The sequence below is a fragment of the Streptomyces sp. P3 genome (assembly GCF_003032475.1).
Taxonomy (GTDB): Bacteria; Actinomycetota; Actinomycetes; order Streptomycetales; family Streptomycetaceae; genus Streptomyces.
In genome coordinates this window covers 7,831,019-7,853,407 of the sequence record NZ_CP028369.1, presented here as the reverse complement: position 1 = coordinate 7,853,407, position 22,389 = coordinate 7,831,019, and the positions used below count along the sequence as shown (strand labels likewise).

The following is a 22,389-nucleotide window of genomic DNA, read 5'->3' as shown; positions in this document are numbered from 1 at the left end:
CCGAGGCGCCGGTATCCCACCCGATTCGGAGACCTGGACGTGCCCAGCAAGAAGGCCCTCATCCGCCGCCCCAGCCCGCGCCTCGCCGAAGGCCTGGTGACGCACGTCGAGCGGGAGAAGGTCGACGTGGAGCTCGCCCTGGAGCAGTGGGAGGCCTACGCCGACGCGCTGCGGACGCACGGCTGGGAGACCGTCGAGGTCGATCCGGCCGACGACTGCCCGGACTCCGTGTTCGTCGAGGACACGGTGGTGATGTACCGCAACGTCGCACTGATCGCTCGCTCGGGCGCCGAGTCCCGGCGCGACGAGACGGTCGGCGTCGAGGAGGCCGTGGCGCGCCTCGGCTGTTCGGTGAACTGGATCTGGGAGCCCGGCACGCTGGACGGCGGCGACGTGCTCAAGGTCGGGGACACCATCTACGTCGGCCGGGGCGGGCGGACCAACGCGGCCGGCGTGCAGCAGCTGCGGGCCGCCTTCGAACCGCTCGGCGCGACGGTGGTGGCGGTGCCGGTGAGCAAGGTGCTGCACCTGAAGTCGGCGGTCACGGCGCTGCCCGACGGCACGGTGATCGGTCACATCCCCCAGGTGGACCGGCCCTCGCTGTTTCCGCGCTTCCTGTCGGTGCCCGAGGAGGCCGGCGCGCACGTGGTGCTCCTCGGCGGCCCGCACCTGCTCATGGCGGCGAGCGCGCCGAAGACGGCGGATCTGCTCGCCGACCTCGGGCACGAGCCCGTCCTCGTCGACATCGGCGAGTTCGAGAAGCTCGAGGGATGTGTGACATGTCTCTCGGTGCGGCTGCGGGAGCTGTACGCCTGACCGGGTGACCCACTCACCTTTTCAGCCCTGGGACCTGCGGGTCCGGGGCTGTTCGGCATGCCCCGAACGGCCCGGGGAACCCGCCTGATCAGCGATCTTTACGCCCTGTTTAGTCCACGGCTTCATAACCTACGGGTTCGTAGCCTACGATCCCGTAAGTTCCGGTCCGCTCGCCGGACGGTTCCACTCCGCTTCACGTCCCCTGGAGTTCCTCGTGTCGATCACCTCCCCTCACCTCGGCAATCCGGCCGTCTGGACCGACGCCAAGCTGCTGTTCGCGTTGGAGGAAGTGGTCGAGACGGAACTCAACCGGCACCTGAAGGTCACCAAGGACTGGATGCCCCACGAGTACGTGCCGTGGAGCGACGCCCGCAACTTCCCCGGCTTCTTCGAGGACGGCGAGGCCTGGGGCAAGGAGCAGTCCAAGGTCACCGAGATCGGCCGGATCGCGCTGGTCGTGAACCTCCTCACCGAGGACAACCTGCCCAGCTACCACCACGAGATCGCCTCGCTCTTCGGCCGGGACGGCGCCTGGGGCACCTGGGTGCACCGCTGGACGGCCGAGGAGGGCAGGCACGGCATCGTGATGCGCGACTACCTGCTCGCCTCGCGTGCGGTGGACCCGGACAAGCTGGAGCAGTTCCGGATGGCCCACATGGGCGAGGGCTTCGAGTCGGACAACCGGCACTCGATGCTGCACTCGGTCGCATACGTGTCCTTCCAGGAGCTCGCGACCCGTGTCTCGCACCGCAACACCGGCCACCAGTCCGGCGACCCGGTCTGCGACCGCATGCTGGCCCGTATCGCGACCGACGAGAACCTGCACATGGTCTTCTACCGCAACCTGCTGAAGGCCGCCTTCGAGCTCGCCCCCGACCTCACCATGCAGGCCGTGCGCGACGTCATCGTGAACTTCCGGATGCCCGGCCACGGCATGCCCGGCTTCGAGCGGGCCGCCGCGCAGATGGCGATCGGCGAGATCTACAACCTGCGCATCCACCACGACGACGTCATCCAGCCCGTGCTGCGCTTCCTGAAGGTCATGGAGATCGACGGCCTCGGCCCCGAGGGGCGGCAGGCGCAGGAGGAGCTCGGCCTGTTCATGGGCGGCCTGGACGCCGAGGCCCTGAAGTTCGACGAGAAACTGGCCGCGCGCAAGGCCCGGATGGCGGTCCGCGCCGCGGGCTGACGGCGCCACTCGCAACGAACGGCCCGCACCCGGAGGCGACGTCTGCCGGGCGCGGGCCGTTCGCGCGCTCACCAGTCCGCCTCCCGGTAGTCCTTGAGGAACACCCCCGAAACCGGGTCGCCCGCCTCGCCGCGCACGATCGGGTCGTACACGCGCGCGGCGCCGTCCACGACGTCCAGTGGCGTACGGAATCCCGCGTCCGCCATCCGGGCCTTCTTCGGCGCCGGGTTCTCGTCCGTGATCCATCCGGTGTCGACAGCGCACATGTGCACGCCCTGTTCGGCGAGCGCGGCGGCGCTGGTGCGGGTGAGCATGTTCAGGGCGGCCTTGGCCATGTTGGTGTGCGGATGCCCGGGCATCTTGTTGCGTACCGCGAACCGGCCCTCGACCGCGGTCACGTTGATCACGTACCGGCGCGGACGCGGGGACGCCAGCAGCAACGGCAGCAGCCGGTCGCACAGCAGGGCGGGGGCGAGCGCGTTGACCAGCTGGGTCTCCAGGACCTCGGCCGGGTCGAGCGCGCCCAGCCGGGCCGACCAGGAGTTCTCCGGGGAGGGGTCGGGCAGCAGTCCGGCCTCGTCGGCCTCGCGCAGTGCGGCCGGGAGCGCCGACACCGTGCCGCCGAGCCCCTCCAGCATCCGCATCGGCGTGAAGCCCGGCGCGCGTCGGGCGCCCTCGGGCAGGGCGTCCCGCTCCCCGGCGGCCAGCAGGGCGTACGACTCGGGCGGGCGCCGCACCGTCTGGGCGGCGTTGTTGACGAGGATGTCGAACGGCTCGCCCTCGCGGCGCAGTTCGTCGCACAGACCCAGCACCTGACGGGGGTCGCGCAGGTCGACGGCGAGGACCGTGAGCCGGTGCAGCCACCGCTCGCTGCCCGGCTCGGCCCGGAAACGGCGGACGGCGTCGTGCGGGAACCGGGAGGTGACGACGATCTCCGCGCCGTCCCGCAGCATCATCAGCGCCAACTGGAAGCCGATCTTGACCCTGCCGCCGGTCAGCAGTACCCGGCGCCCCCGCAGGTCGGTGCTCAGAGCGCGGCGGGCGGCGTTGTCGGCGGCGCAGACGGGGCAGAGGCGGTGGTAGAACGCGTCGGCCTCCCGATAGGACGACTTGCAGACGTAGCAGGGCCGCGACCGGTGGAAGACGCCGCCCACGCCGCCGTTCACGAGGGGCGCGTCCTCGCGCCGGTCCAGCGCACCGGTGGCGGTGGCGGCCATCGTCGCCGCGTCGGCTGTCGTCGCCTCGGCGCTGCGGACACGGCGCCTGCGCCGCCATCCGTCGCGCGCGAAGGACGTGGCCACCCGCTCGGCGTGCAGCCGTACGGGATCGTCGACCGGCAGCGCCCGCAGCTTGCCCACGACCCGGTGGAAGGCGGCCAGCTCCGTCTCGGTGACCTGTGAGGTCTGCGCCGCCCTCGTGTTCTCCTCGCCCATCCGCCCCTGCCCCCGACCCGCGCCTGTGCTCCGTACCGTGGTCCCGCCCGGACGCGGACCGGCGTTTCCCCCCTGACGAGGTGGCCACTCGGCCCTGGCTCCACGGGACCGCGCACGCGTTCGGTGCGGCCGGCCGGAAGCCGGCGTGACCGCCTGTGCAGGGCGGTACGACTGCCTGCGCACCACGTCCGGACACGCCCCCGGATCCTAACCGCACCCCCGCGACGCGGTCGTTCGAATTCCGGGACGGCGACGGGTCGTTGCGTCACCGCGGCACGCGTCAGTCGGCCGTGCGCCTGATCTGCAGGCGCTCCTTCTCGGACAGACCGCCCCAGACGCCGAAGCGCTCGTCGTGGGCCAGGGCGTAGTCCAGGCAGGCGGGACGCATCTCGCACATGCCGCAGATGCGCTTGGCCTCACGCACCGAACTGCCGGGTTCGGGGAAGAAGAAGTCCGCCCCGGTCTGCGCGCACAGCGCCTCCCGCTGCCAGGAGAGGTCGGGCGTAGGAATCGTGTCGGTGTACATGGCCAGAACAGTGCCCGGCGGCGCAAAACATTCGATCAACGCCGGGTATACGCGCGGCGCGACGGGCTCCGCGCCCGGCCCGGTGCCGGTGCGCGGCCGGTGCGCCGAAGTCGTCCCGGCGTCGTCCCGGCGTCGCCCGGAGGTCGCCCTGACCTCGGCCTCGCGACGCCCCCCGATGATGGCGTGGCCGTGCGGCCGGCCGCACGGCGGCGCGCGGAGCCACCGGATTTTGGGGACCCCGCGGCATCCGGGCACGCACCCGGCGAGCGCGACGGCATCGCGGTCGCGCTCGCGCGCCTCACCGGCGGCTGCCCTCAGGGTCGGCGCGGGCACCCTCCCGGGGCCGGTGACGGCGGGTGCGCTCGGGCAGCGATTGCCAGTGGGCGGTGCCAGACTCGGCAGTGCAGAGAACGGGACCCCTTTCGAGGAGGGCGATGATGCTCACCACCCGTTTCGTCGACGGCGCTCCGAACTGGGTCGACGTCGGCACGCCCGACATCGACGGCGCCACCTCCTTCTACGAGGCGCTCTTCGGCTGGCGGTTCCGGTCGGCGGGACCCGACGCCGGCGGCTACGGCTTCTTCCAGCTGGACGGCAGGACCGTGGCGGGCGGCATGCAGACCACCCCCGAGCAGGGGCCGCCGTCCTGGACCGTCTACTTCCGGACGACGGACGCGCAGGCCACCGCCAAGACCGCCGAGCAGGCGCACGGCAGAGTGCTGCTCCCTCCGACGGACGTGATGGGCCAGGGCACGATGGCGGTCCTCGCGGACCAGGCGGGCGTCACCTTCGGCCTCTGGGAGCCGGCCCTGACCAGGGGCGTGGACGTGGCGGACCGACCCGGCTCGCTGTGCTGGGTCGAGCTGTACACGCCCGACATCGCCGCGGCGGCAGCCTTCTACAACACCGCGCTGGGCCTGGAGACCTCCGCCGCCCCCTTCCCCGGCGGCACGTACACCTGCGTCAACCCGGCCGACGGCGGGGAGGAGGCGATGTTCGGCGGGATCGTCCCGCTGGCCGACGATATGGCGGAGGCCGGGTCGGATCCGTACTGGCTGCCGTACTTCGAGGTCACCGACGTGGACGCGGTCGTCGCCGAGGCCACCGGCCGGGGCGGCAGACTGCGGATGCCCGCCACGGACATGGAGGGCGTCGGCCGCATCGCCAAGCTCGCCGACCCCTACGGGGCACGCTTCGCGGTGATCAGAAGCCTCCCGCAGGAGACGTGACCGGGCGGCCCGGCCTCACCGTGAAGGCCGCGACGGCGAGCGCGGCATCAGGATCAGGGCGGGAGCGCGGCGCGCCGGTTCGGCGCCCGGGCCCTGCCCAGCCGTACCCGGCGCGCGGGTGCCGGGCCGTCGCCGCCGCGTGGCGCTCTAGGCCGAGGCGCGGCGCACCAGCGTGGTCGGCAGCACCACCGGCGCATCGATGCCGGCCGCACCGCCCGTGACCCCGTCGGCGGTGCGCCTCTCCAGTCGGCGCAGCAGGAGGCGGGCCATGATCCGGCCCATCTCCTCGATGTCCTGGCGGACCGTCGTCAGCGGCGGGTCGGTCTGTTCGGCGACGGGCAGCATGTCGTCGAAGCCGACCACGGCCACGTCCTCGGGCACGCGCCTGCCCCGTTCCCGCAGCACGCGCACGGCGCCCGCGGCGGTGAGGTCGTTGGCGGCGAACACGGCGTCGACGTCGGGGCGCCGCTCGAGGAGTGTGCGCATGGCGCGTTCGCCGCCGCCGGGGGTGAAGTCGCTCTCGACGACCAGACCCGGATCGGCGTCGCCCATGACCTCCCGGTACCCGTCGAGCCGGTCCGCCGCGGAGGTCTGGTCCAGCGGGCCGGTGATGTGCGCGATGCGGGTGCGGCCGAGACCGGCCAGCAGGCGTACGGCGTCGCGGGCGCCGCCGCGGTTGTCGCTGTCCACGTAGACCACGTCGCGCGTGCCGTCGCTCCAGCCGGGCCGGCCGCCGAACACGGTCGGAACCCCCGCGCCCTGGATCAGGCCCGGCAGCGGGTCGTCGAGGTGCAGGGAGAAGACCAGAGCCCCGTCGACATGGCCGCCGGCGAGATAGCGGGCGACGCGGGCGTGGTCGTCCCGGCCCTCGGTGAGCAACAGCACCAGCTGGTTGTCGTGGGCGGTCAGCTCCTTGCTGATGCCGCGGAGCTGGAGCGCGAAGAAGGGGTCGGCGAAGACCCTGGTCTCCGGCTCGGCGATGACGACGGCCACGGCGTCGTGTCGCTTCGTCACCAGGCTGCGCGCGGCCTGGTTGGGCACGTAGCCGAGTTCCTCCACGGCCTGCCGCACCCGTTCGACGAGCGGTTCCCGGACGCCGTCGCCGCCGTTGACGACTCGTGACACGGTCGCCCGGGAGACCCCGGCCAGTTCGGCCACGGCCTCCAGCGTGGGACGCGACGCTGTCTCGGTCACTTCGGGGCTCCTCCTGGCCGGCTGCGGATCAGGATAGCCCCGGACCATGCGCCGGACGGGCCGGATGAGAGCGCTCTCGCCGCACCCGCGGTATCGCAACCCCCGCCCGACCGCACCCCCGCACCCCGCACCGGCGGCGCGTCCGGCGGTGGCACCGCGACGGACCGGGCCTGCACGGGGCCGGGCCGGCCGGATCAGGGAGTCGTGGCGCCCGCCGGGGGCTCTCCCGCGTCGGGCGCCGCCTTCTTCGCCCTGCTGGGCTGCACCCGCTTCGGCTCGCCCGGCATCTTCGGGTACTCCGGCGGATACGGCAGGTCGCCGAGGCCGTGGTCGTGCTCGTCGCGCCGGGCCAGGTCGAGGAGGGCGTCGAGGGAGAAGGCGTGGTCGTCCATGTCTGCGTGCACGTCGCCGAGTTCGGCGTATCGGACGGGCATGCTCGCGATGTCGAAGTCGCGGGGGTGGGCCTCGCCCACCTCCTCCCAGCGCAGGGGCGCCGAGACGGGAGCGTGCGGGCGCGGGCGCACGGAGTAGGCGGAGGCGATGGTGCGGTCGCGGGCCGTCTGGTTGTAGTCGACGAAGATGCGCTCGCCGCGTTCCTCCTTCCACCAGCGGATGGTCACCCGGTCCGGCATCCGGCGCTCCATCTCCCGGCCCACGGCGATGGCGGCACGCCGGACCTGGGTGAAGGTCCAGCGCGGCTCGATCGGCACGAAGACATGCAGTCCGCGCCCGCCCGAGGTCTTGGGCCAGCCGCGCAGACCGCCGAACTCGTCCAGCACGGACCGCAGTTCGTGGGCGGCGCGGACGGCGTCGGCGTAGTCGGTGCCGGGCTGCGGGTCGAGGTCGATGCGCAGTTCGTCGGGGCGGTCCACGTCCGTGCGGCGCACCGGCCACGGATGGAAGGTGAGGGTGCCGTACTGGGCGGCCCACAGGACGGCCGCCTCCTCCGTCGGGCACATCTCGTCGGCGCTGCGTCCACTGGGGAACGTGATGTGCGCCGTCGGGATCCAGTCGGGCATGTTCTTGGGCGCCCGCTTCTGGAAGAAGGACTCCCCGCCCACTCCGTCGGGGTAGCGCTCCAGGGTGGTGGGGCGGTCGCGCAGGGCACGCAGGATGCCCGGGGCGACCGCCTGGTAGTAGCGGGCGAGGTCCAGCTTGGTGAAGCCGCGCTCCGGGAAGAACACCTTGTCCGGGCTGGACAGGCGCACCGTCCGGCCGGCCGCTTCCAGTTCCACCGCTTCGCCCATGCGAGCCACGGTAGACACACCCCCGGCGACTCGCATGCGCGCGCACCCGGCGACTGGCACCCCCGCCCGGCGGCCTCGCCCGCCGGGCGTTCCGGACGATCGGCGCGCAGAATCGCACCATGGATCTGCCCGTGATGCCGCCCGTGAAGCCGATGCTCGCCAAGTCGGTGGCGGCGATCCCGCCGGGCATGCAGTACGAGGCGAAGTGGGACGGTTTCCGCGCGATCGTCTTCCGGGACGGGGACGAGATCGAATTGGGCAGCCGCACCGGAAAGCCCCTGACCAGGTACTTCCCCGAGCTGGTGGAGGCATTGCGGGAGCGGGTCCCGAAGCGGTGCGTACTGGACGGCGAAATCGTGATCGCCCGGGAGGGACGGCTCGACTTCGACGCACTGACGGAGCGCATCCATCCGGCGGACTCCCGGGTGCGCACGCTCGCCGAACGGACGCCGTCGTCCTTCGTCGCCTTCGACCTGCTGGCGCTGGCCGACGACGCCGTCCTCGACGTGCCGCAGAGCGGCCGGCGTGAGCTGCTGGCCGGGGCGCTGGCCGCAGTGACGGCGCCGGTGCACCTGGCGCCGGCGACGACCGACGTCGAGGTGGCCCGACGGTGGTTCGAGGAGTACGAGGGCGCGGGCCTCGACGGGGTGATCGCCAAGCCGCCGAACCTGCGATACCTGCAGAACGAGCGCGCCATGTTCAAGGTCAAGCACGAGCGCACCGCGGATGTGGTGGTCGCCGGATACCGCTTCCACAAGAGCGGGCCCGTGGTGGGATCGCTGCTGCTGGGCCTGCACGACGACGCGGGCGTTCTCCAGCACGTGGGGGTCTGTGCGGCCTTCACCATGAAGCGCCGGGCGGAGCTGGTCGAGGAGCTGGAGCCGCTGCGGATGGCGGAGGCGGCCGGGCATCCCTGGGCGGCCTGGTCGGACGAGGCGGCGCACGAGAGCGCCCGGCTGCCCGGGGCGCCGAGCCGCTGGTCGGGCAAGAAGGACCTGTCCTGGGTGCCCCTTCGGCCCGAGCGGGTCGTCGAGGTGGCGTACGACCACATGGAGAACGGGGCTCGTTTCCGGCACACGGCGCGGTTCCGCCGCTGGCGCCCGGACCGCACCCCGGAGAGCTGCACGTACACGCAGCTGGAGGAACCGGTGCGCTACGACCTGGCGGAGATCCTCGGGGCGCCGCCGCGCACCTGACCGTGGGGAGACCCGCCACGGGCGGTGCGGCACGACGGCCACGAGCGCCGCCACCGCGGTGGCGATCACCCGCACCGCCACCCGGGCCACAGCCGGCCCACGGCCTACGGCCTACGGCGTCATCAGGATCTTCACCGCGCCGTCCTGCTTGTGCTGGAACATGTCGTACGCGTGCGGGGCCTCCGCCAGCGGCATCCGGTGAGTGGCGAAGTCGTCGACGCCGAGCGGGTCGTCGTCGGTGAGGCAGGGCAGGATCCGGTCGGTCCAGCGACGCACGTTCGCCTGACCCATGCGGATCTGGAGCTGCTTGTCGAACATGGTGAGCATGGGCAGCGGATCGGCCATCCCGCCGTAGACGCCGACCAGGGAGAGCGTGCCGCCGCGGCGCACCAGCTCGATGGCGGTGTGCAGGGCGCCGAGCCGGTCGACGCTGAAACGTTCAGCAAGCGGGCCGCTCAGTTTCCGCGGCAGCAGGGCGGAGGCGTTCTGGACCATCCGGGCGGCCGCGCTGCCGTGCGCCTCGGTGCCGACGGCGTCGATCACGGCGTCCGGGCCGCGGCCGTCGGTCCGGTCGCGGATGGCGGCGACGAGTTCCTTCTCGCTGTCGAAGCTGCGCAGGTCGAACGTCTCCACGCCCCGCGCGCGGGCCCGGCGCAGCCGGTCGCCGACCAGGTCCACGCCGAAGACCCGGCCCGCACCGCGCACCTGGGCCACCCGGCAGGCCATGTCGCCGATGGGGCCGAGGCCCAGCACGGCGACGCTGCCGCCCTCGGGCACGTCCGCGTACTCGACCGCCTGCCAGGCGGTGGGCAGGACGTCGGAGAGGTAGACGAAGCGGTCGTCGGGCGGGCCCTCGGGCACCTTGATGGGGCCGAACTGGGCCTGGGGCACGCGCAGGTACTCGGCCTGGGCGCCCGGTACCGCGCCGTACAGCCGGGTGTAGCCGAACAGGGCGGCGCCCATGCCCTCGCCGGTGACCTGGGTGGTCTCGCACTGGGTGGGCAGGGAGTTCAGGCACATCCAGCAGTTGCCGCAGGCGATCTGGAAGGGCACCACGACCCGGTCGCCGGCCTTCAGGTCGGGCACGGCCGCGCCGACCTCCTCGACGATGCCCATGGGTTCGTGTCCCAGGATGTCGCCAGGGGTCATGAACGGGGTGAGCACCTCGTACAGGTGCAGGTCGGAGCCGCACAGTCCGCTGGACGTGATGCGGATGACGGCGTCCGTCGGTTCCTGGACGGTCGGGTCGGGCACGGTGTCCACCCGCACGTCCCGCTTGCCCTGCCAGGTCACAGCCTTCATCGCGGCGCGCTCCCTCCGCCGGCCGGTCCGTCCCGGCGGGTCCGGGGGGTCCGGTCCCGGCTGCCGCCCGGGTACCCGTGCCGCGGTCCCCGAACCGCGGCGGCGGCCGTTCGCGGTCACGGATGGCCGCTCCCGCCCGGCGAGCGCACAATCGAGACACCGAACGGGGTGGACACGATGAGCGCGAGAGATCCGAGTCGTCCGAAACGCTCCAGACGTCCGGCGCGCGCGGTGCTCGCCGGACGCTCCCCGGCCGCGGCGGCGCTGCTGGCCCCGGCGCTGGCCGCCGCTCTGGCGGTCTCGCTCACGGCGGGCTGCACGACGTCCCGGGAACCTTCGGTGGACGACGGCCGCAGCGCGTCGCAGAAACCGAGCCCCGGCGGGGACCGTCCGAGCGCGGTCGCCGCCCCGGTGCTCGCCGTGAAGATCGACAACGCGCCGGCCGCGCGACCGCAGACCGGTCTCGACGCGGCGGACGTCGTGTACGTGGAGCAGGTCGAGGGCGGACTGAGCCGGCTGATGGCCGTGTACGCGACACGTCTGCCGAAAGCGGTGGGTCCGGTGCGCAGCGCCCGCGAGTCCGACCTGGAGCTGCTGCGCCAGTTCCATCAGCCGGTGCTCGCGTTCTCCGGGGCCCAGGGCAGGCTGCTGCCGCTGATCGACAGAGCGCCGCTGGACGCCGTCACGCCCTCCGACGCGTCCGGCGCGTACTTCCGCGGCGCGGACCGGGCGGCGCCGCACAACCTGTTCCTGCGCCCGAGCGGTCTGCTGCCCTCCGCTCCGGGCGCCGCCGCGCTGACCACCGGGTTCCGGTACGGGCCCGCGCCCTCGGGCGGCACCGCGACGGCCTCGCGGGCCGTGCGCTACCCGGCGGCCCGCTTCACCTTCACCTGGTCCGCGAGCAGGGCCGGCTGGCTGGTCTCGACGGACGGCGCGGCGACCCGGACGAGCGACGGACTGCCCCTGGCGCCGGCCACGGTGGTCGTGCAGTACGTGAAGGTGCGCGCGTCGCGCTTCCACGACTTCCTGGGCAACAACACGCCATACACCGAGACGGTGGGTTCGGGAAGGGCGCAGGTGCTGCGGGACGGACGGGCCTACGACGTGAACTGGAAGCGCGGCACGGCGACCGGGGGCACCGACTTCACCACCTCCGACGGCGCCCCGGTCGACTTCGCCCGGGGCCAGGTGTGGGTGGTCTTCGCGAACGCGTCCTCGGCCTCCTCCGCGTCCTCGGCCTCCTCCGCGCCCCGGGCCCCGAACGCGGCACCGGCTCGAGCGCCCGCGTCGCCGCCGTGACCGGCGGGCCGGGCCCGGACACGGCGGCGCGCCGGGAGTCGCGACGCGGACGACCGGGCAGGGCGGGCAGGGCGGAACGACCCGCCTACCGGGACGCAGGAGCCGGGCGGTCAGTACGGGGCGGGCAGCGGCTCCCCCGGATTGCGCAGCCCCTCGGCCGCGTCCGACACGCGCTGGATGAGTTCGAGGAACACCGTCTGTTCCGCGGCCGACAGCGGCGAGAGGAAGACCTGGTTCATCCGGGCCGTGCGCACGGTGAGCCTGCGGTGGGTGCGCAGCCCTTCCTCGGTGAGCCCGAGCAGGAAGCGGCGGCCGTCCTGCGGGTCGCGGACCTTGTCGAGGAGCCCCCGGCGGATGAGCCGGCTGATCACCTCGGCGATCGTGGAGCGGTCGAGCCCCACCCGCTCCCCCGCCGTGCGCTGGTCGAGGCCGGGCTCGGCGACGAGCGCGTTCAGCACCGCGAACTGCGGGGAGGTGATCTCCTCGGAGACCATCGCGTTCCACAACAGGTAGTGCGCCTGTTGCAGCCGTCGGGCGAGATGCCCGGGGTGGCTGGTGAGGTCCACCGCTGCCATGTGCGCTCCTCTGCATGGAGTCGACGTCTGCCTTCGTCCCGATATTTCATCGGTGCACTGAACGATACCCGCCTTCACCCGACCAGATCTCGCGTGCGGCCGACCTTCCTCATCCTCCGGCCTGGGGTCTTGACGAGGATCCCCTCCGATGGCAGCGTGAGAAAACCTTCGGAAGAATAATCAGTGCCCTGATTAATTGACCCTCGACTCGGCTCGGCCGCCGGGGCGGCAGCGCGGCGGCCGCCACCCTCCGCATCGGCAGTGGGCCGGGGCCGCACCCCACTCCCGCCCCCGAACGTCAGGAAACACGGGAAACGTCATGACTCTCACGCAAGCCGACATCGACCTGGAGATCGCGGCCGAGCACGCCGCCTACGAGAAGCGGCTGGCCGACGGCGCTCCCGTGGAGCACCAGCCCCGGCGTGACTACGCGCCGTACCGCTCGTCCGTCCTGCGCCATCCGCGGCAGCCGCCGGTCACCATCGACGTGACGCAGGACCCGGAGCTGGTGGAGCTGTCCTCCCCGGCCTTCGGCGAGCGGGACATCACGGAGATCGACAACGACCTCACCCGGCAGCACACCGGCGAGCCGGTCGGCGAACGGATCACGGTCTCCGGCCGGTTGCTGGACCGCGACGGACATCCGGTCCGCGGTCAGCTGGTGGAGATCTGGCAGGCCAACTCGGCGGGGCGGTACGCCCATCAGCGTGAGCAGCACGACGCACCGCTGGACCCGAACTTCACGGGCGTCGGCCGCACACTGACGGACGACACCGGTTTCTACCGCTTCACCACGATCCAGCCCGGCCCCTACCCGTGGCGTCAGCACCTCAACGCGTGGCGGCCGGCCCACATCCACTTCTCGCTGTTCGGCACGGCGTTCACCCAACGGCTCGTGACGCAGATGTACTTCCCGAGCGACCCGCTGTTCCCGTACGACCCGATCATCCAGTCGGTCACGGACGACGCGGCGCGGCAGCGACTGGTCGCGACCTACGACCACAGCCTGTCGGTACCCGAGTTCTCCCTTGGCTACCACTGGGACATCGTGCTCGACGGACCGCACGCCACCTGGATCGAAGAAGGACGCTGAGCTGCCATGACGAAGATCGACACGAGCCGTCCGGAGAGCGTGCTGCCCACGCCGTCGCACACGGTCGGCCCGTTCTACGGCCACGCGCTGCCGTTCCCCGGCGGCGGCGACATCGCTCCGGTCGGCCACCCCGACGCCATCGCGCTGCAGGGCCATGTGTACGACGGTGCGGGCAACCCGTTGCCGGACGCGTTCGTGGAGCTGTGGGGCGCGGACCCCGAGGGCGACGTCCCGCAGGTCGACGGCTCGATGCGGCGCGACCCGTCGAGCGGCGGTTTCCTCGGCCGCAACGGCGTGGAGTTCACCGGGTGGGGACGGATCCAGACGGACGCGAACGGCCACTGGTCGGCGCGCACGCTGCGGCCCGGCGCGCGCGGGCGGAGCGCCCCGTACCTGAGCGCCTGCGTGTTCGCGCGCGGTCTGCTCGTCCACCTCTACACCCGGATCTACCTGCCCGGCGACGAGGCCGCGTTGGCCGCCGACCCGCTGCTGCGGCGGGTTGACCCGGCACGGCGCGACACGCTGATCGCCACGGCCGGCCCGCACGGCACCTACCGTTTCGACATCCGCCTTCAGGGCGAAGGCGAGACGGTCTTCCTGGAGTTCCGGTGACATCTGCGCCCTCCGACGTCCCGTACGGCACCGGTCTGCTCTCCCCCGGGTGGACGGGCTCCCCCGCCGCCTCCGCCACCGACGACCGGGCCTGGCTGCGCGCGCTGCTCGACGCGGAGGCCGCGCTCACCCGCGCCCAGGAGGCTCAGGGTCTGGCCCCGGAGGGGGCCGGGGCGGCGGTCACCTCGGCCGCGCAGGGCGGCGGCTTCGACGTGCGTTCCCTCGCCGAACGCGCCCGCGGCGGCGGAAACCCGGTGATCCCGCTGGTCGCCGACCTGACGGCGGCGGTCGGCGAGCGGTACGGCCCGTACGTCCACCGGGGCGCGACCAGCCAGGACATCATGGACACGGCGGCGATGCTGGTCGCCGTCCGCACGCTCGGCCTCGTGCTGGCCGACCTCGACCGCACCCGGAGCGCACTGACCGGGCTCGCCGCGGCGCACCGGGACACGGCGATGCCGGGGCGGACGCTGACCCAGCACGCCGTACCGACCACGTTCGGGCTGAAGGCGGCCGGGTGGCGTTCCCTGGTGCTGGACGCCCGGGACCGGGTGACGGCCGTACGGGACTCGCTGCCCGCCCAACTCGGCGGCGCCGCCGGGACCCTGGCCGCCTTCACGGCGTACGGCGCCGCGGACGCGACGGCACTGCCCGCCGCCTTCGCCGATGAACTCGGCCTGACGGAACCCCTGTTGCCGTGGCACACCCTGCGCACGCCGATCGCCGACCTCGCCGGCTGTCTGGCGTTCACCGCTGGTGCGCTCGGCAAGATCGCGGCGGACGTCCTCACCCTCGCCCGAACCGAGATCGGCGAGCTGGCCGAGGGCAGCGGGGGCGGATCCTCGGCCATGCCGCACAAGGCGAACCCGGTGCGCTCGACGATGATCGCGGCGGCCGCCCGGCGCGCCCCCCAGCTCGCGGCCGTGCTGTACGGGGCGCTGGCCGCGCAGGACGAGCGCCCCGCCGGCGCCTGGCACGCCGAGTGGGAGCCGCTCAGGGACCTGCTGCGGCTGGTCGGCGGAGCCGCCCGCGACGCGGCGGAACTCACCGAGGGGCTGCGTGTGGACGCGGACGCGATGCGCTCCAACCTCGGGCTCACCCACGGACTGATCGTCTCCGAGCGGCTGTCGGCCGAGCTGTCGGCGCTGCTCGGCCGCGCCCGCGCCAGGGAACTGCTGACGGAACTCGCCGGGCGCGCCTACGCCGAGAACCTGCCACTGGGCCGACTGCTCGCCGAAGAACCGGACGTGACCGGGACCGGCCTCGGCGACCTCGGCGAGCTCACCGACCCCGCCCGCTACACCGGCTCCGCCGGAACCCTCACCGACCGTGCGCTGGAGCGACGTTGACCGAGAACCTTCTCCACCACCGCGCCGAGGGCCCGGCCGGCGGTCCCCCGCTGCTGCTCGGCCCCTCCCTGGGCGCCTCGTACGCCGTGTGGGGCAAGATCGCGCCCGAACTGTCCGCCACCCACCGGGTGGTCCGCTGGGACCTGCCCGGCCACGGGGGCTCGGCCCCCGGCCTGATCGGTCCCGGAGCCACCGTGGGCGACCTCGCCGACCTGGTGCTGGCGCTCGCCGACTCCCTCGGCCTGGAGCGGTTCGCGTACGCGGGCGTCTCCCTGGGCGGGGCGGTGGGCCTGCATCTGGCGCTGCATCACCCGCAGCGGGTGTCGTCGCTGGCGATGATCTGCTCGTCCGCCCACTTCAACGGGTCGAGGCCATGGGAGGAGCGGGCCGCGCTGGTGCGCGCGGAGGGGCTGGCGGGGCTCGTCGAGACCGCGGACGCCCGCTGGTTCACGCCCGGGTTCACCGTGCCGGAGCTGATCGCGGACCACCGCGCCGCGGACCCGGAGGCATACGCCGCGTGCTGTGACGCGCTGGCCGCGTTCGATCTGCGCGAGCGGCTGCCGGAGATCGCCGTACGGACCCTGCTGATCGCCGGTCGCCGGGACCCGGCGACGCCGCCGGCGCATCTGCGGGAGATCGCGGACGCGGTCCCGGACGCCACGCTGGTCGAACTCCCGGGGGCCTCGCACCTCGCCCCCGCGCAGTGCCCCGAGGCCGTGCTGACCGTGCTGCGGGCGCATCTGGACGGTCCGGCGAAGCGGGGCATGGAGGTGCGGCGCGAGGTGCTGGGCGACGCCCACGTGGACCGGGCCCAGTCCCGGCAGAACGCGTTCACCGCCCGCTACCAGGACTTCATCTCCCGCTACGCGTGGGGGGAGATCTGGACCGACCCGACGCTCGACCGCCGCGAGCGCAGCATGATCACCCTGACCGCGCTGGTGGCGCACGGCCACTACGACGAACTGGCGATGCACGTCCGGGCGGCCCGCCGCAACGGGCTCACCCCCGAGGAGATCGGCGCCGTACTGCTCCAGACGGCCGTCTACTGCGGGGTCCCGGCCGCGAACTCGGCCTTCGCCACCGCCCAGCGGGTACTGGCGGAGGAGGACGACCCGACCGGTTGAGACGTACGGCGGGCGGGCCCGGACGCCGGACCGGGTGCGCCCCCGGCCGGATGCCGACGCGGGCCGAGGACGGGACAGGGACGAGGCGGGAGGACGGGGACAGGGGACGGGGTGGGAGGACGACGGCGGGCTCGAGGGCGGGCTTCGAGACGTTCCCTCTCCCCCGCGCGGCAGGACGGCGGCCAGGTCACGCCGGACGGTCCTGCGCCCCCCTCGGCCGGGAAACCGTGCGGAACGGTGTGCCGTGCAGCACCGTGCGCACACCGGTGAGCCGGATCATCGGCATAGCCAAGACCCCCGACTGCGCACAGGAGCGCAGGCCAGGCACCGTAACGCTCGGCACGGCCGGCGGTCACGCTAGACTATGACGATCGTCATATCCAGGGGAGCCGGAAGGGAGCACGGCCTTGGCTCGATCCAGCGCGCCGTCACGCGATCGCATCGTGGCCGGTGCGGCCGACCTCATCAGCAGGCGCGGCCTCAACGCCGCGAGCATCCGCGAGGTGGCCAGACACGCCCAGGCGCCGCTCGGCTCGACCTACCACTACTTCCCCGAGGGCAAGCAGCAGCTGGCCACCGAGGCCGTGCGGTACGCGGGAGGGGCGGTCGCCCGCATCCTGCGCAAGGAACTGGAGGCGGGCCCGGTCGCCGGCCTGCGGGCCTTCCTGGCCCTGTGGCGCGGCATCGTCGTCGCCGGCGAGTTCCGCGCCGGATGCCCGGTGCTGGCCGTCTCCGTCGAGGAGCCGCCGGCCGACGAGATCCCGCCGGCCGTCATCGCCGCCGCCGAGGCGTTCGAGGAGTGGGAGCGGCTGCTCACCCAGGCGCTCCGGACGCACGGCGCCGACTTTGGCCGGGCCCCGGAGCTCGCGTCCCTGATCGTGGCGTCCGTCGAGGGCGCCATCGCCATGTGCCGCGCCAAGCGCAGCATGGAGCCGTTGGACCGGGTGGCACGGCAGCTCGAAGCGATCATCTCCGACGCGCTCGGCCGACCGGCCTGACGCACGGGACCGCAGCGCCCCGGCCCTGCCGCCCCCTATCTCCTGGTCTGGTTCGGGACCAGGCCGACCTGCGGTGCGCCGAGCCCCTGCAGGGCCTGCTGCGCCTTCTCCACCAGGCCGTCCGCCCCGCAGGAGCGGGCCAGCGTCAGGCCCCGGCCGAGTTCGGCGACCGAGCGGGAGAGGATGCCGTACTCGACCCGCGCGGCGGCGTGTTCGTACTGGCAGGGCGACAGTTCCAGGTAGGTGACCGCCTGCTGGGCGAGCCGGACGGCCCGCTGCCCGGTCTCCAGGGCGGCCGCGCAGCGCAGGGCCTCGCCTATCGCGGTGTCGGTGCCGAAGCGCTCGGCCTGACGGCGGGCCTCGGCGGCGAGCCGGCTCGCCCGTCCCGGGTCCTCCACGGCGAGGGCCCGGGCCAGGTCGACGGCCCAGGGCACCGTCACCGGGTTGAGGTGACCGCGGGCCGCCGCCGCCTTCTCCGCCTCCTCTAGTTCGTTGACGCCCTCCTGGACCCGGCCGACGGCCAGCAGCAGCCGGCCGCGCACCGACCGGGGGTCGGGCAGCACGATCGTCGACGGATAGGGCGGGGCGAAGCCGTACTGTTCGGCCACCTCCCAGGCCCGGTCGGTATGGCCGCGCACCAGCAGCGTGTCGACCAGGTTGCAGGTCGCCGACCAGTACAGGGGCAGCCCGCGGCCGACGCGTTCGGCGAGGCGCAGGGACTCCCTGAGCGATTCCTCCGCCTCCTTCAGACGCCCCCTGCGGCGCAGCCCGAGGCCGAGGTAGCCGTGCGCCAGGGCGAGGTGACCACCGCTCCAGCCGGCCGACACATAGGCGCGCAGGGCCTCGTTGAAAAGGGCGTCGGCGCGGTCGAGCCGGTCGGTGTAGGCGTAGGAGCTGGCCAGCATCATCAGCAGCTCGATGCCCCACTCCTGGTCGGTCCAGCCGAGCCCGGGGGCGAGGCGGCCGTTGACGAGGGCGCGGTCGCAGAACTCGACGACCTCCTCGGCGTTCTCCCCGTGGGTCATCAGGTCGAAGCCGCGCAGGATGAGCAGCGCGCGCTCGGAGTTGTCGCGGCCGGTGCAGGAAGCCGCGAGCAAGGCGAGCTTCTCGGAGCGCCGGGCGGAGGTCGGCTCACCGGCGTTCACGCCCTCCCACATGAACTGGACGGCCTGCAGCCGCAGCCGTGCGGGGCCGGGTGAGTGCCGGGCCGCCTCCGCCTCGACCGTGCGGACGGCGTCCTCCAACTGGTCGTTGTGCAGCAGCGCCTGGGAGAGGCGGTACACGGCGTCGACCCGCTCGTCGCCGTCGAGGCCCGGCAGGGACAGTGCCTTGCGCAGGTGCTCGATGGTCCTGGCCGGTGCGGTGAGCAGGGTGGCGCAGCCCAGTTCGTACAGCACGCGCGCGTGGACGTCCGGCACGGGCGGTTCGCGCAGAGCCCGCTCCAGACAGCGGCGGGCCGCGTCGGGGGCGCCGACCGCGAGGTGTTCCCGGGCGGCCTCGCGCAGTTGCTCGACGAGTTCCTCGTCGCCCTCCGCGTGCACCTTCAGCAGATGCCGGGAGGCGGCCGCGAGGCCCTTTCCGGCGTCGGCGACGACCTGGGCGGCGATGCCGTGCATCGCGGTGCGCAGGCCGCCGGGGATGGAGTCGTAGACGGCGGAGGCGATCAGCGGGTGGACGAACTCCAGGTCGCCGTCCTCGGCCGGGGCGGCGGCGGGGTCGGGCTCGGTGAGGATGCGGGCGTTGCGCAGCAGTTCGGCGCAGCGAGCCGCGTCGTCCCGGCCGAGGCCGGCGAGCCGGGCGGCCTGGGCGACGGAGATGTCGGCGCCGAGGATCGCGGCCGCCATCGCGAACTTGGTGGCGTCGACGCCGAGTTTCTCCAGGCGGTCGACGAGTCCTCCGCCGCGGGCCGCCCGGTTCAGGGCGCGCAGCTCGGTGGCCGAGGACTCACTCGGCGTCAACTCGCGGTCGCGGACCTTGGCGAGGAGTTCGACCGTCTCGTACGGGTTGCCGTCGGTGACCGCCCACACCTCGCGGCAGAAGGAGGCCTCGGCGTGGTCGCCGAGGGTGGCGCGGGTCAGGCCGGCGACCGCGGCCGGGGTCAGGGCGCTGAGGCTGGTGACGGCGCGTCCCGCGGCCTCGCCGACGGCGTCGAGGTGCCGGGCGGCGTCGCCCTTCACGTCGCCGGGCCTGCGGGCCACGACGATCAGGACGGGCAGTTCGTCGAGGCGTTCGACGAAGGCGGCCAGCCAGCGCAGGGATTCCTGGTCGGCCCAGTGCGCGTCGTCGACCAGCAGCACGAGCGGGTAGTCCCGCCTGGCGAGCCGGGTGACGGCGGCCACCAGGCCGTCGCACACGCCCTGCGGGTCGGCGTTGCCCTCCCCGGGTTCGACGATGCCGAGGGCGGGACCGGCGATGCCGAACCAGTCACCGAGGTACTCGCGGGCCTCCTCCGGGTGCAGGGACATCAGTGCCGGCTGCAGCAGTTGCCGCACCATGTTGAAGGGGACGGACCTCAGTGTCTCGCCGCCGCGGGCCGACCAGACCGCGCAGCCGCGGGCCTCGGCGATGCGGCGGGTCTCGGCCAGCAGGGCGGTCTTGCCGAATCCGGCCTCGCCGCGGAGCACCAGCAGGTGACCCGTGGAGGACCGGTCGGCGCAGAGCTTCTCCACCGCCTGCGCGAGGGCGGCGACCTCCGCGTCGCGCTCCCACAGGGAAGCCGAGGCGGCCGCCGCCGGCCTGACCTCCGTCATCCCGCTACCTCCCCAAGTCGCCCGAACGACGTACCGACGTCGAGCGTAGCTCTCCGACGGCTCACGCGGAGGGCTGTCCGCGCAGGTCCCGCCTCGACGGGTGACGGCTCGCGGAGCCGAAGGCCCCGGCGGGCCTGCGAAAGTGCTCCGATCACGTCAACGCCGAATGACGCGCACCGAATTGACGTCGAATTCGCGCCATCGGGGCGGCCGGGCGCCGGGGCCGGTTCCGACGGAGTGTCCTCCCTCTCATCCGGATCTCACCGACGCCTCATACGGTGGGGGTATGACGCAGGTGACTCCTCCCGGGTGGTATCCCGATCCGGGGCAGACGAATGACGGTCCCGCCACCGAACGCTGGTGGGACGGCAAGGCATGGACGGACCAGACCCGCGCCGCGGGCTCGGCCGCCGCTTGGGGTCCGCCGGCGCAGACCGCGGGCGACGGCACCCCCGCGGCCCACCCCGGCGGCGCCGGGCAACCGGGGTACCCGGCAGGCCCGGCGTACCCCGGGGGCCCGGCGTATCCCGCAGGCCCCGCCTACTCGGGTGGCCCCGCGTATCCCGGGGGCCCGGCGTATCCGGGAGGCCCCGTGGGCGGTCCGGCGTATCCGGGAGGCCCCGGATACGCCGGCCACCCGGGGTACCCCGCGGCGCCCGCGGCCGGCCGGCGGCGGGGGCTGCGCACGGGCATAGCCGTGGCGGCCGCTGTCGCCGTCCTCGCCAGCATCGGGATCGGCGTGTACGCGCTGGCCAAGGACGACAGCTCGGGCGGCGGTGGCACGGCCCAGGGACCGGGCGGACGGGGCGGTCCCGGCGACCCGGACGGGCAGGGCGACGGCGGCCGGGGCGGGTCGGGCGGCTCGGGCGGAGGGTCGCCCTCGCCCGGGGGCACCGAGCCGCCGACGATCAAGAGCGGCTCGGTGACCGACGCGCTCAACGGCATCAGCATCCCGATCCCGAAGGGCTGGTCGGGCCAGCAGCTCCGGGTGGGCGTCCAGGTCGTCTCCGACGCCTCCTACACGTGCCCGGGCGACACCACCAAGACCTGCACCAAGGGGGGCGTGTCCTCGTGGCCCGCCGAGGCGCTGGGGAGCAAGGGCGCCACGGCCGAGGAGGTCGCGAAGGCGGACATCGCGGCCGGCGCCGAGGCGTCGTACGGCGGCACGACGTACGGCGCGATCACCTCGCACCAGGTGCTCGCCTCGAAGGCGGTGACCGTGGCCGGGCAGAAGGGCTACCAGGTGCGCTGGAAGGTGGTGACGAGCAAGGGCGCGGACGGCTACGTCGAGTCGCTGGCGTTCCCGGCGCCCGCGGACCCCAAGCGGGTGGTGGTGCTCCGCTTCGGCCTCGACACCGATCAGGACGTGTCCGTCATCGACACGATCACCAAGAGCGTCAAGGTGGCGACGGGCGGTGGCAGCGGACAGGACGTCTGACGGCCGGACCCGGCCCGCGGGACACGGTCGGCCGGGCGGGGCGCCTCTACGCTCGTAGGGGCGCCCCGCCCGGCCGGGGGGTGCGCGCCGCCCCCGTCCCCACGGTGCGGCGCGAAACAGGTCGCCGTCCGGTCATCCCGTGGACGGCGGCCTGGGTCCTCGGGATCCCGGGCCGGCCTCGGAGCGGTCCGCCGGCAGGTCGCCGCCGGAGCCGAGGCCCAGGGCCGGCAGCACGGCGGCCTCCACGAAACGCAGCAGGTACTCCTGGTCCGCGTACTCGCCGTCGACGACCGGACGGGCCCGGATCACCCCGAACAGCTGCGCGGGAACGTACTCCAGCGCCGGGTGGCCGCCGGCGATCTCACCGCGTTCCACCCCGCGCCGCAGGATCTCCCGGAGCGCGTCGATCTCCGGGGCGACGATCGCCTCCCGCAGCGCGCGGGCGAGCTCCTGGTCGCCGGTGACCGCGTGGCCGAGGGCCTGGAGCAGCTCGGTGTCGTGGGTGGACCAGCGGCCGACGGCCCGCGCGGCCTCGCGCAGGTCCCCGGCGAGCGAGCCGGTGTCGATGCCGGTGAGCCGGGCCTGCCGGCGGGAGCGCAGTGCGGCGACGACGAACTGCGGCTTGGTCCTCCACTGCCGGTAGAGCGTGGACTTGCTGCAGCGGGTGCTCGCCGCGACGCCCTCCATGGTGACTGCCTCGTAACCGCATTCACGGACCTGGTCGAGGACGGCGTCGAAGAACTCCTGTTCCCGCTCGGGCGTGATCTTCGAGCGGCGCGTGGCGGCGGCCGACTCCGGTCCGTCCGCGGCCTGCGACGTCATCTGCTCTCCCCCTGGCTTCTCCGCCTCGGGCGCCGCCCGCCCGAAGGCGGTACGGGCCCGAATCGGTCCCGGTCTCCATTGTGGCGCACATCAATCGATACGCCAGTGTACCGATACGCTTCCGTATCGGTACACTGGCGTATCGGTACGACATCGTATCGATGGTGCCACGCACGAGCCGCCGCCCGGGCAGCACC

General features: G+C 73.6%; 19 protein-coding genes. 11 read left to right on the top strand and 8 right to left on the bottom strand.

Annotation, left to right across the window (positions count from 1 at the left end; genetic code table 11):
• Positions 1-39 precede the first annotated feature (39 nt).
• On the top strand, positions 40-816 hold the full coding sequence (ddaH, locus tag C6376_RS34655) for a dimethylargininase (protein WP_107447021.1): 777 nt from the start codon (positions 40-42) through the stop codon (positions 814-816).
• A 214-nt stretch (positions 817-1,030) separates the two neighbouring features.
• Positions 1,031-2,005 (top strand): acyl-ACP desaturase, encoded by a 975-nt coding sequence (locus tag C6376_RS34650; RefSeq protein WP_107447020.1) that lies wholly within the window; start codon positions 1,031-1,033, stop codon positions 2,003-2,005.
• Positions 2,006-2,073: 68 nt separating this feature from the next.
• Here the strand turns inward: C6376_RS34650 and C6376_RS34645 are convergent, their stop codons facing one another.
• A complete protein-coding gene (locus C6376_RS34645; protein WP_107447019.1) occupies positions 2,074-3,438 on the bottom strand; it encodes an SDR family NAD(P)-dependent oxidoreductase in 1,365 nt (454 codons plus the stop codon).
• A 280-nt stretch (positions 3,439-3,718) separates the two neighbouring features.
• The gene (locus C6376_RS34640; RefSeq protein WP_173985792.1) at positions 3,719-3,964 is read right to left on the bottom strand and encodes a WhiB family transcriptional regulator; all 246 of its coding nucleotides are present in this window, start codon (positions 3,962-3,964) and stop codon (positions 3,719-3,721) included.
• A gap of 437 nt (positions 3,965-4,401) precedes the next feature.
• On the opposite strand from C6376_RS34640, the gene C6376_RS34635 reads away from it, so the two are divergent.
• A complete protein-coding gene (locus C6376_RS34635; protein ID WP_107449360.1) occupies positions 4,402-5,193 on the top strand; it encodes a VOC family protein in 792 nt (263 codons plus the stop codon).
• A gap of 147 nt (positions 5,194-5,340) precedes the next feature.
• Here the strand turns inward: C6376_RS34635 and C6376_RS34630 are convergent, their stop codons facing one another.
• Positions 5,341-6,387 carry a LacI family DNA-binding transcriptional regulator gene (locus C6376_RS34630; RefSeq protein ID WP_107447018.1) on the bottom strand — a complete coding sequence of 349 codons (1,047 nt, stop codon included), beginning with the start codon at positions 6,385-6,387 and terminating at the stop codon, positions 5,341-5,343.
• A 194-nt stretch (positions 6,388-6,581) separates the two neighbouring features.
• Entirely contained in the window at positions 6,582-7,634 is a 1,053-nt protein-coding gene (gene ligD / locus C6376_RS34625; RefSeq protein ID WP_107447017.1) for a non-homologous end-joining DNA ligase, read from the bottom strand.
• Between the two features lie 119 nt (positions 7,635-7,753).
• Between ligD and C6376_RS34620 the strand changes: the two genes are divergently transcribed.
• Complete coding sequence (locus C6376_RS34620) at positions 7,754-8,830, top strand: ATP-dependent DNA ligase (protein WP_107447016.1); 1,077 nt, start codon at positions 7,754-7,756, stop codon at positions 8,828-8,830.
• A gap of 111 nt (positions 8,831-8,941) precedes the next feature.
• Here the strand turns inward: C6376_RS34620 and C6376_RS34615 are convergent, their stop codons facing one another.
• The gene (locus C6376_RS34615) at positions 8,942-10,132 is read right to left on the bottom strand and encodes a zinc-dependent alcohol dehydrogenase (protein WP_107447015.1); all 1,191 of its coding nucleotides are present in this window, start codon (positions 10,130-10,132) and stop codon (positions 8,942-8,944) included.
• Positions 10,133-10,309: 177 nt separating this feature from the next.
• On the opposite strand from C6376_RS34615, the gene C6376_RS34610 reads away from it, so the two are divergent.
• Positions 10,310-11,431: a DUF3048 domain-containing protein gene (locus C6376_RS34610; protein WP_107449359.1), complete on the top strand. Its 1,122-nt coding sequence runs from the start codon at positions 10,310-10,312 to the stop codon at positions 11,429-11,431.
• 110 nt (positions 11,432-11,541) lie between these two features.
• Here the strand turns inward: C6376_RS34610 and C6376_RS34605 are convergent, their stop codons facing one another.
• Positions 11,542-12,006, bottom strand: a complete 465-nt coding sequence (locus C6376_RS34605; protein WP_107447014.1) for a MarR family winged helix-turn-helix transcriptional regulator — start codon at positions 12,004-12,006, stop codon at positions 11,542-11,544.
• 319 nt (positions 12,007-12,325) lie between these two features.
• On the opposite strand from C6376_RS34605, the gene pcaH reads away from it, so the two are divergent.
• The 5 genes from pcaH to C6376_RS34580 all read left to right on the top strand — a co-directional run bounded on the left by pcaH (position 12,326) and on the right by C6376_RS34580 (position 17,182).
• On the top strand, positions 12,326-13,099 hold the full coding sequence (gene pcaH, locus C6376_RS34600) for a protocatechuate 3,4-dioxygenase subunit beta (RefSeq protein ID WP_107447013.1): 774 nt from the start codon (positions 12,326-12,328) through the stop codon (positions 13,097-13,099).
• A 6-nt stretch (positions 13,100-13,105) separates the two neighbouring features.
• The gene (gene pcaG / locus C6376_RS34595) at positions 13,106-13,711 is read left to right on the top strand and encodes a protocatechuate 3,4-dioxygenase subunit alpha (RefSeq protein ID WP_107447012.1); all 606 of its coding nucleotides are present in this window, start codon (positions 13,106-13,108) and stop codon (positions 13,709-13,711) included.
• Complete coding sequence (gene pcaB / locus C6376_RS34590; RefSeq protein ID WP_107447011.1) at positions 13,708-15,060, top strand: 3-carboxy-cis,cis-muconate cycloisomerase; 1,353 nt, start codon at positions 13,708-13,710, stop codon at positions 15,058-15,060. The genes pcaG and pcaB overlap by 4 nt, the downstream gene beginning before the upstream one ends.
• Entirely contained in the window at positions 15,057-16,184 is a 1,128-nt protein-coding gene (pcaD, locus tag C6376_RS34585; RefSeq protein ID WP_107447010.1) for a 3-oxoadipate enol-lactonase, read from the top strand. Before pcaB ends, pcaD begins: the two co-directional genes overlap by 4 nt.
• A gap of 407 nt (positions 16,185-16,591) precedes the next feature.
• Positions 16,592-17,182 (top strand): TetR/AcrR family transcriptional regulator, encoded by a 591-nt coding sequence (locus tag C6376_RS34580; protein ID WP_107447009.1) that lies wholly within the window; start codon positions 16,592-16,594, stop codon positions 17,180-17,182.
• Between the two features lie 35 nt (positions 17,183-17,217).
• Here C6376_RS34580 and C6376_RS34575 read toward each other — a convergent pair whose 3' ends face one another.
• Positions 17,218-19,932: an AAA family ATPase gene (locus tag C6376_RS34575; protein ID WP_107447008.1), complete on the bottom strand. Its 2,715-nt coding sequence runs from the start codon at positions 19,930-19,932 to the stop codon at positions 17,218-17,220.
• Between the two features lie 286 nt (positions 19,933-20,218).
• Here C6376_RS34575 and C6376_RS34570 point away from each other — a divergent pair, with 286 nt between their 5' ends.
• Positions 20,219-21,370: a DUF2510 domain-containing protein gene (locus C6376_RS34570; protein ID WP_107447007.1), complete on the top strand. Its 1,152-nt coding sequence runs from the start codon at positions 20,219-20,221 to the stop codon at positions 21,368-21,370.
• A gap of 132 nt (positions 21,371-21,502) precedes the next feature.
• Here the strand turns inward: C6376_RS34570 and C6376_RS34565 are convergent, their stop codons facing one another.
• Positions 21,503-22,192 carry a TetR/AcrR family transcriptional regulator gene (locus tag C6376_RS34565; RefSeq protein ID WP_254076185.1) on the bottom strand — a complete coding sequence of 230 codons (690 nt, stop codon included), beginning with the start codon at positions 22,190-22,192 and terminating at the stop codon, positions 21,503-21,505.
• Positions 22,193-22,389: the final 197 nt, after the last annotated feature.

Coding starts and splice junctions, on each gene's coding strand:
- C6376_RS34570 (WP_107447007.1), top strand. CDS start 20,219: ATGACGCAGGTGACTCCTCCCGGGTGGTATCCCGATCCGGGGCAGACG.
- C6376_RS34610 (WP_107449359.1), top strand. CDS start 10,310: ATGAGCGCGAGAGATCCGAGTCGTCCGAAACGCTCCAGACGTCCGGCG.
- C6376_RS34605 (WP_107447014.1), bottom strand. CDS start 12,006: ATGGCAGCGGTGGACCTCACCAGCCACCCCGGGCATCTCGCCCGACGG.
- C6376_RS34575 (WP_107447008.1), bottom strand. CDS start 19,932: ATGACGGAGGTCAGGCCGGCGGCGGCCGCCTCGGCTTCCCTGTGGGAG.
- C6376_RS34645 (WP_107447019.1), bottom strand. CDS start 3,438: ATGGGCGAGGAGAACACGAGGGCGGCGCAGACCTCACAGGTCACCGAG.
- C6376_RS34620 (WP_107447016.1), top strand. CDS start 7,754: ATGGATCTGCCCGTGATGCCGCCCGTGAAGCCGATGCTCGCCAAGTCG.
- C6376_RS34615 (WP_107447015.1), bottom strand. CDS start 10,132: ATGAAGGCTGTGACCTGGCAGGGCAAGCGGGACGTGCGGGTGGACACC.
- pcaG (WP_107447012.1), top strand. CDS start 13,106: ATGACGAAGATCGACACGAGCCGTCCGGAGAGCGTGCTGCCCACGCCG.
- C6376_RS34565 (WP_254076185.1), bottom strand. CDS start 22,192: ATGACGTCGCAGGCCGCGGACGGACCGGAGTCGGCCGCCGCCACGCGC.
- C6376_RS34640 (WP_173985792.1), bottom strand. CDS start 3,964: ATGTACACCGACACGATTCCTACGCCCGACCTCTCCTGGCAGCGGGAG.
- ligD (WP_107447017.1), bottom strand. CDS start 7,634: ATGGGCGAAGCGGTGGAACTGGAAGCGGCCGGCCGGACGGTGCGCCTG.
- pcaH (WP_107447013.1), top strand. CDS start 12,326: ATGACTCTCACGCAAGCCGACATCGACCTGGAGATCGCGGCCGAGCAC.
- C6376_RS34635 (WP_107449360.1), top strand. CDS start 4,402: ATGCTCACCACCCGTTTCGTCGACGGCGCTCCGAACTGGGTCGACGTC.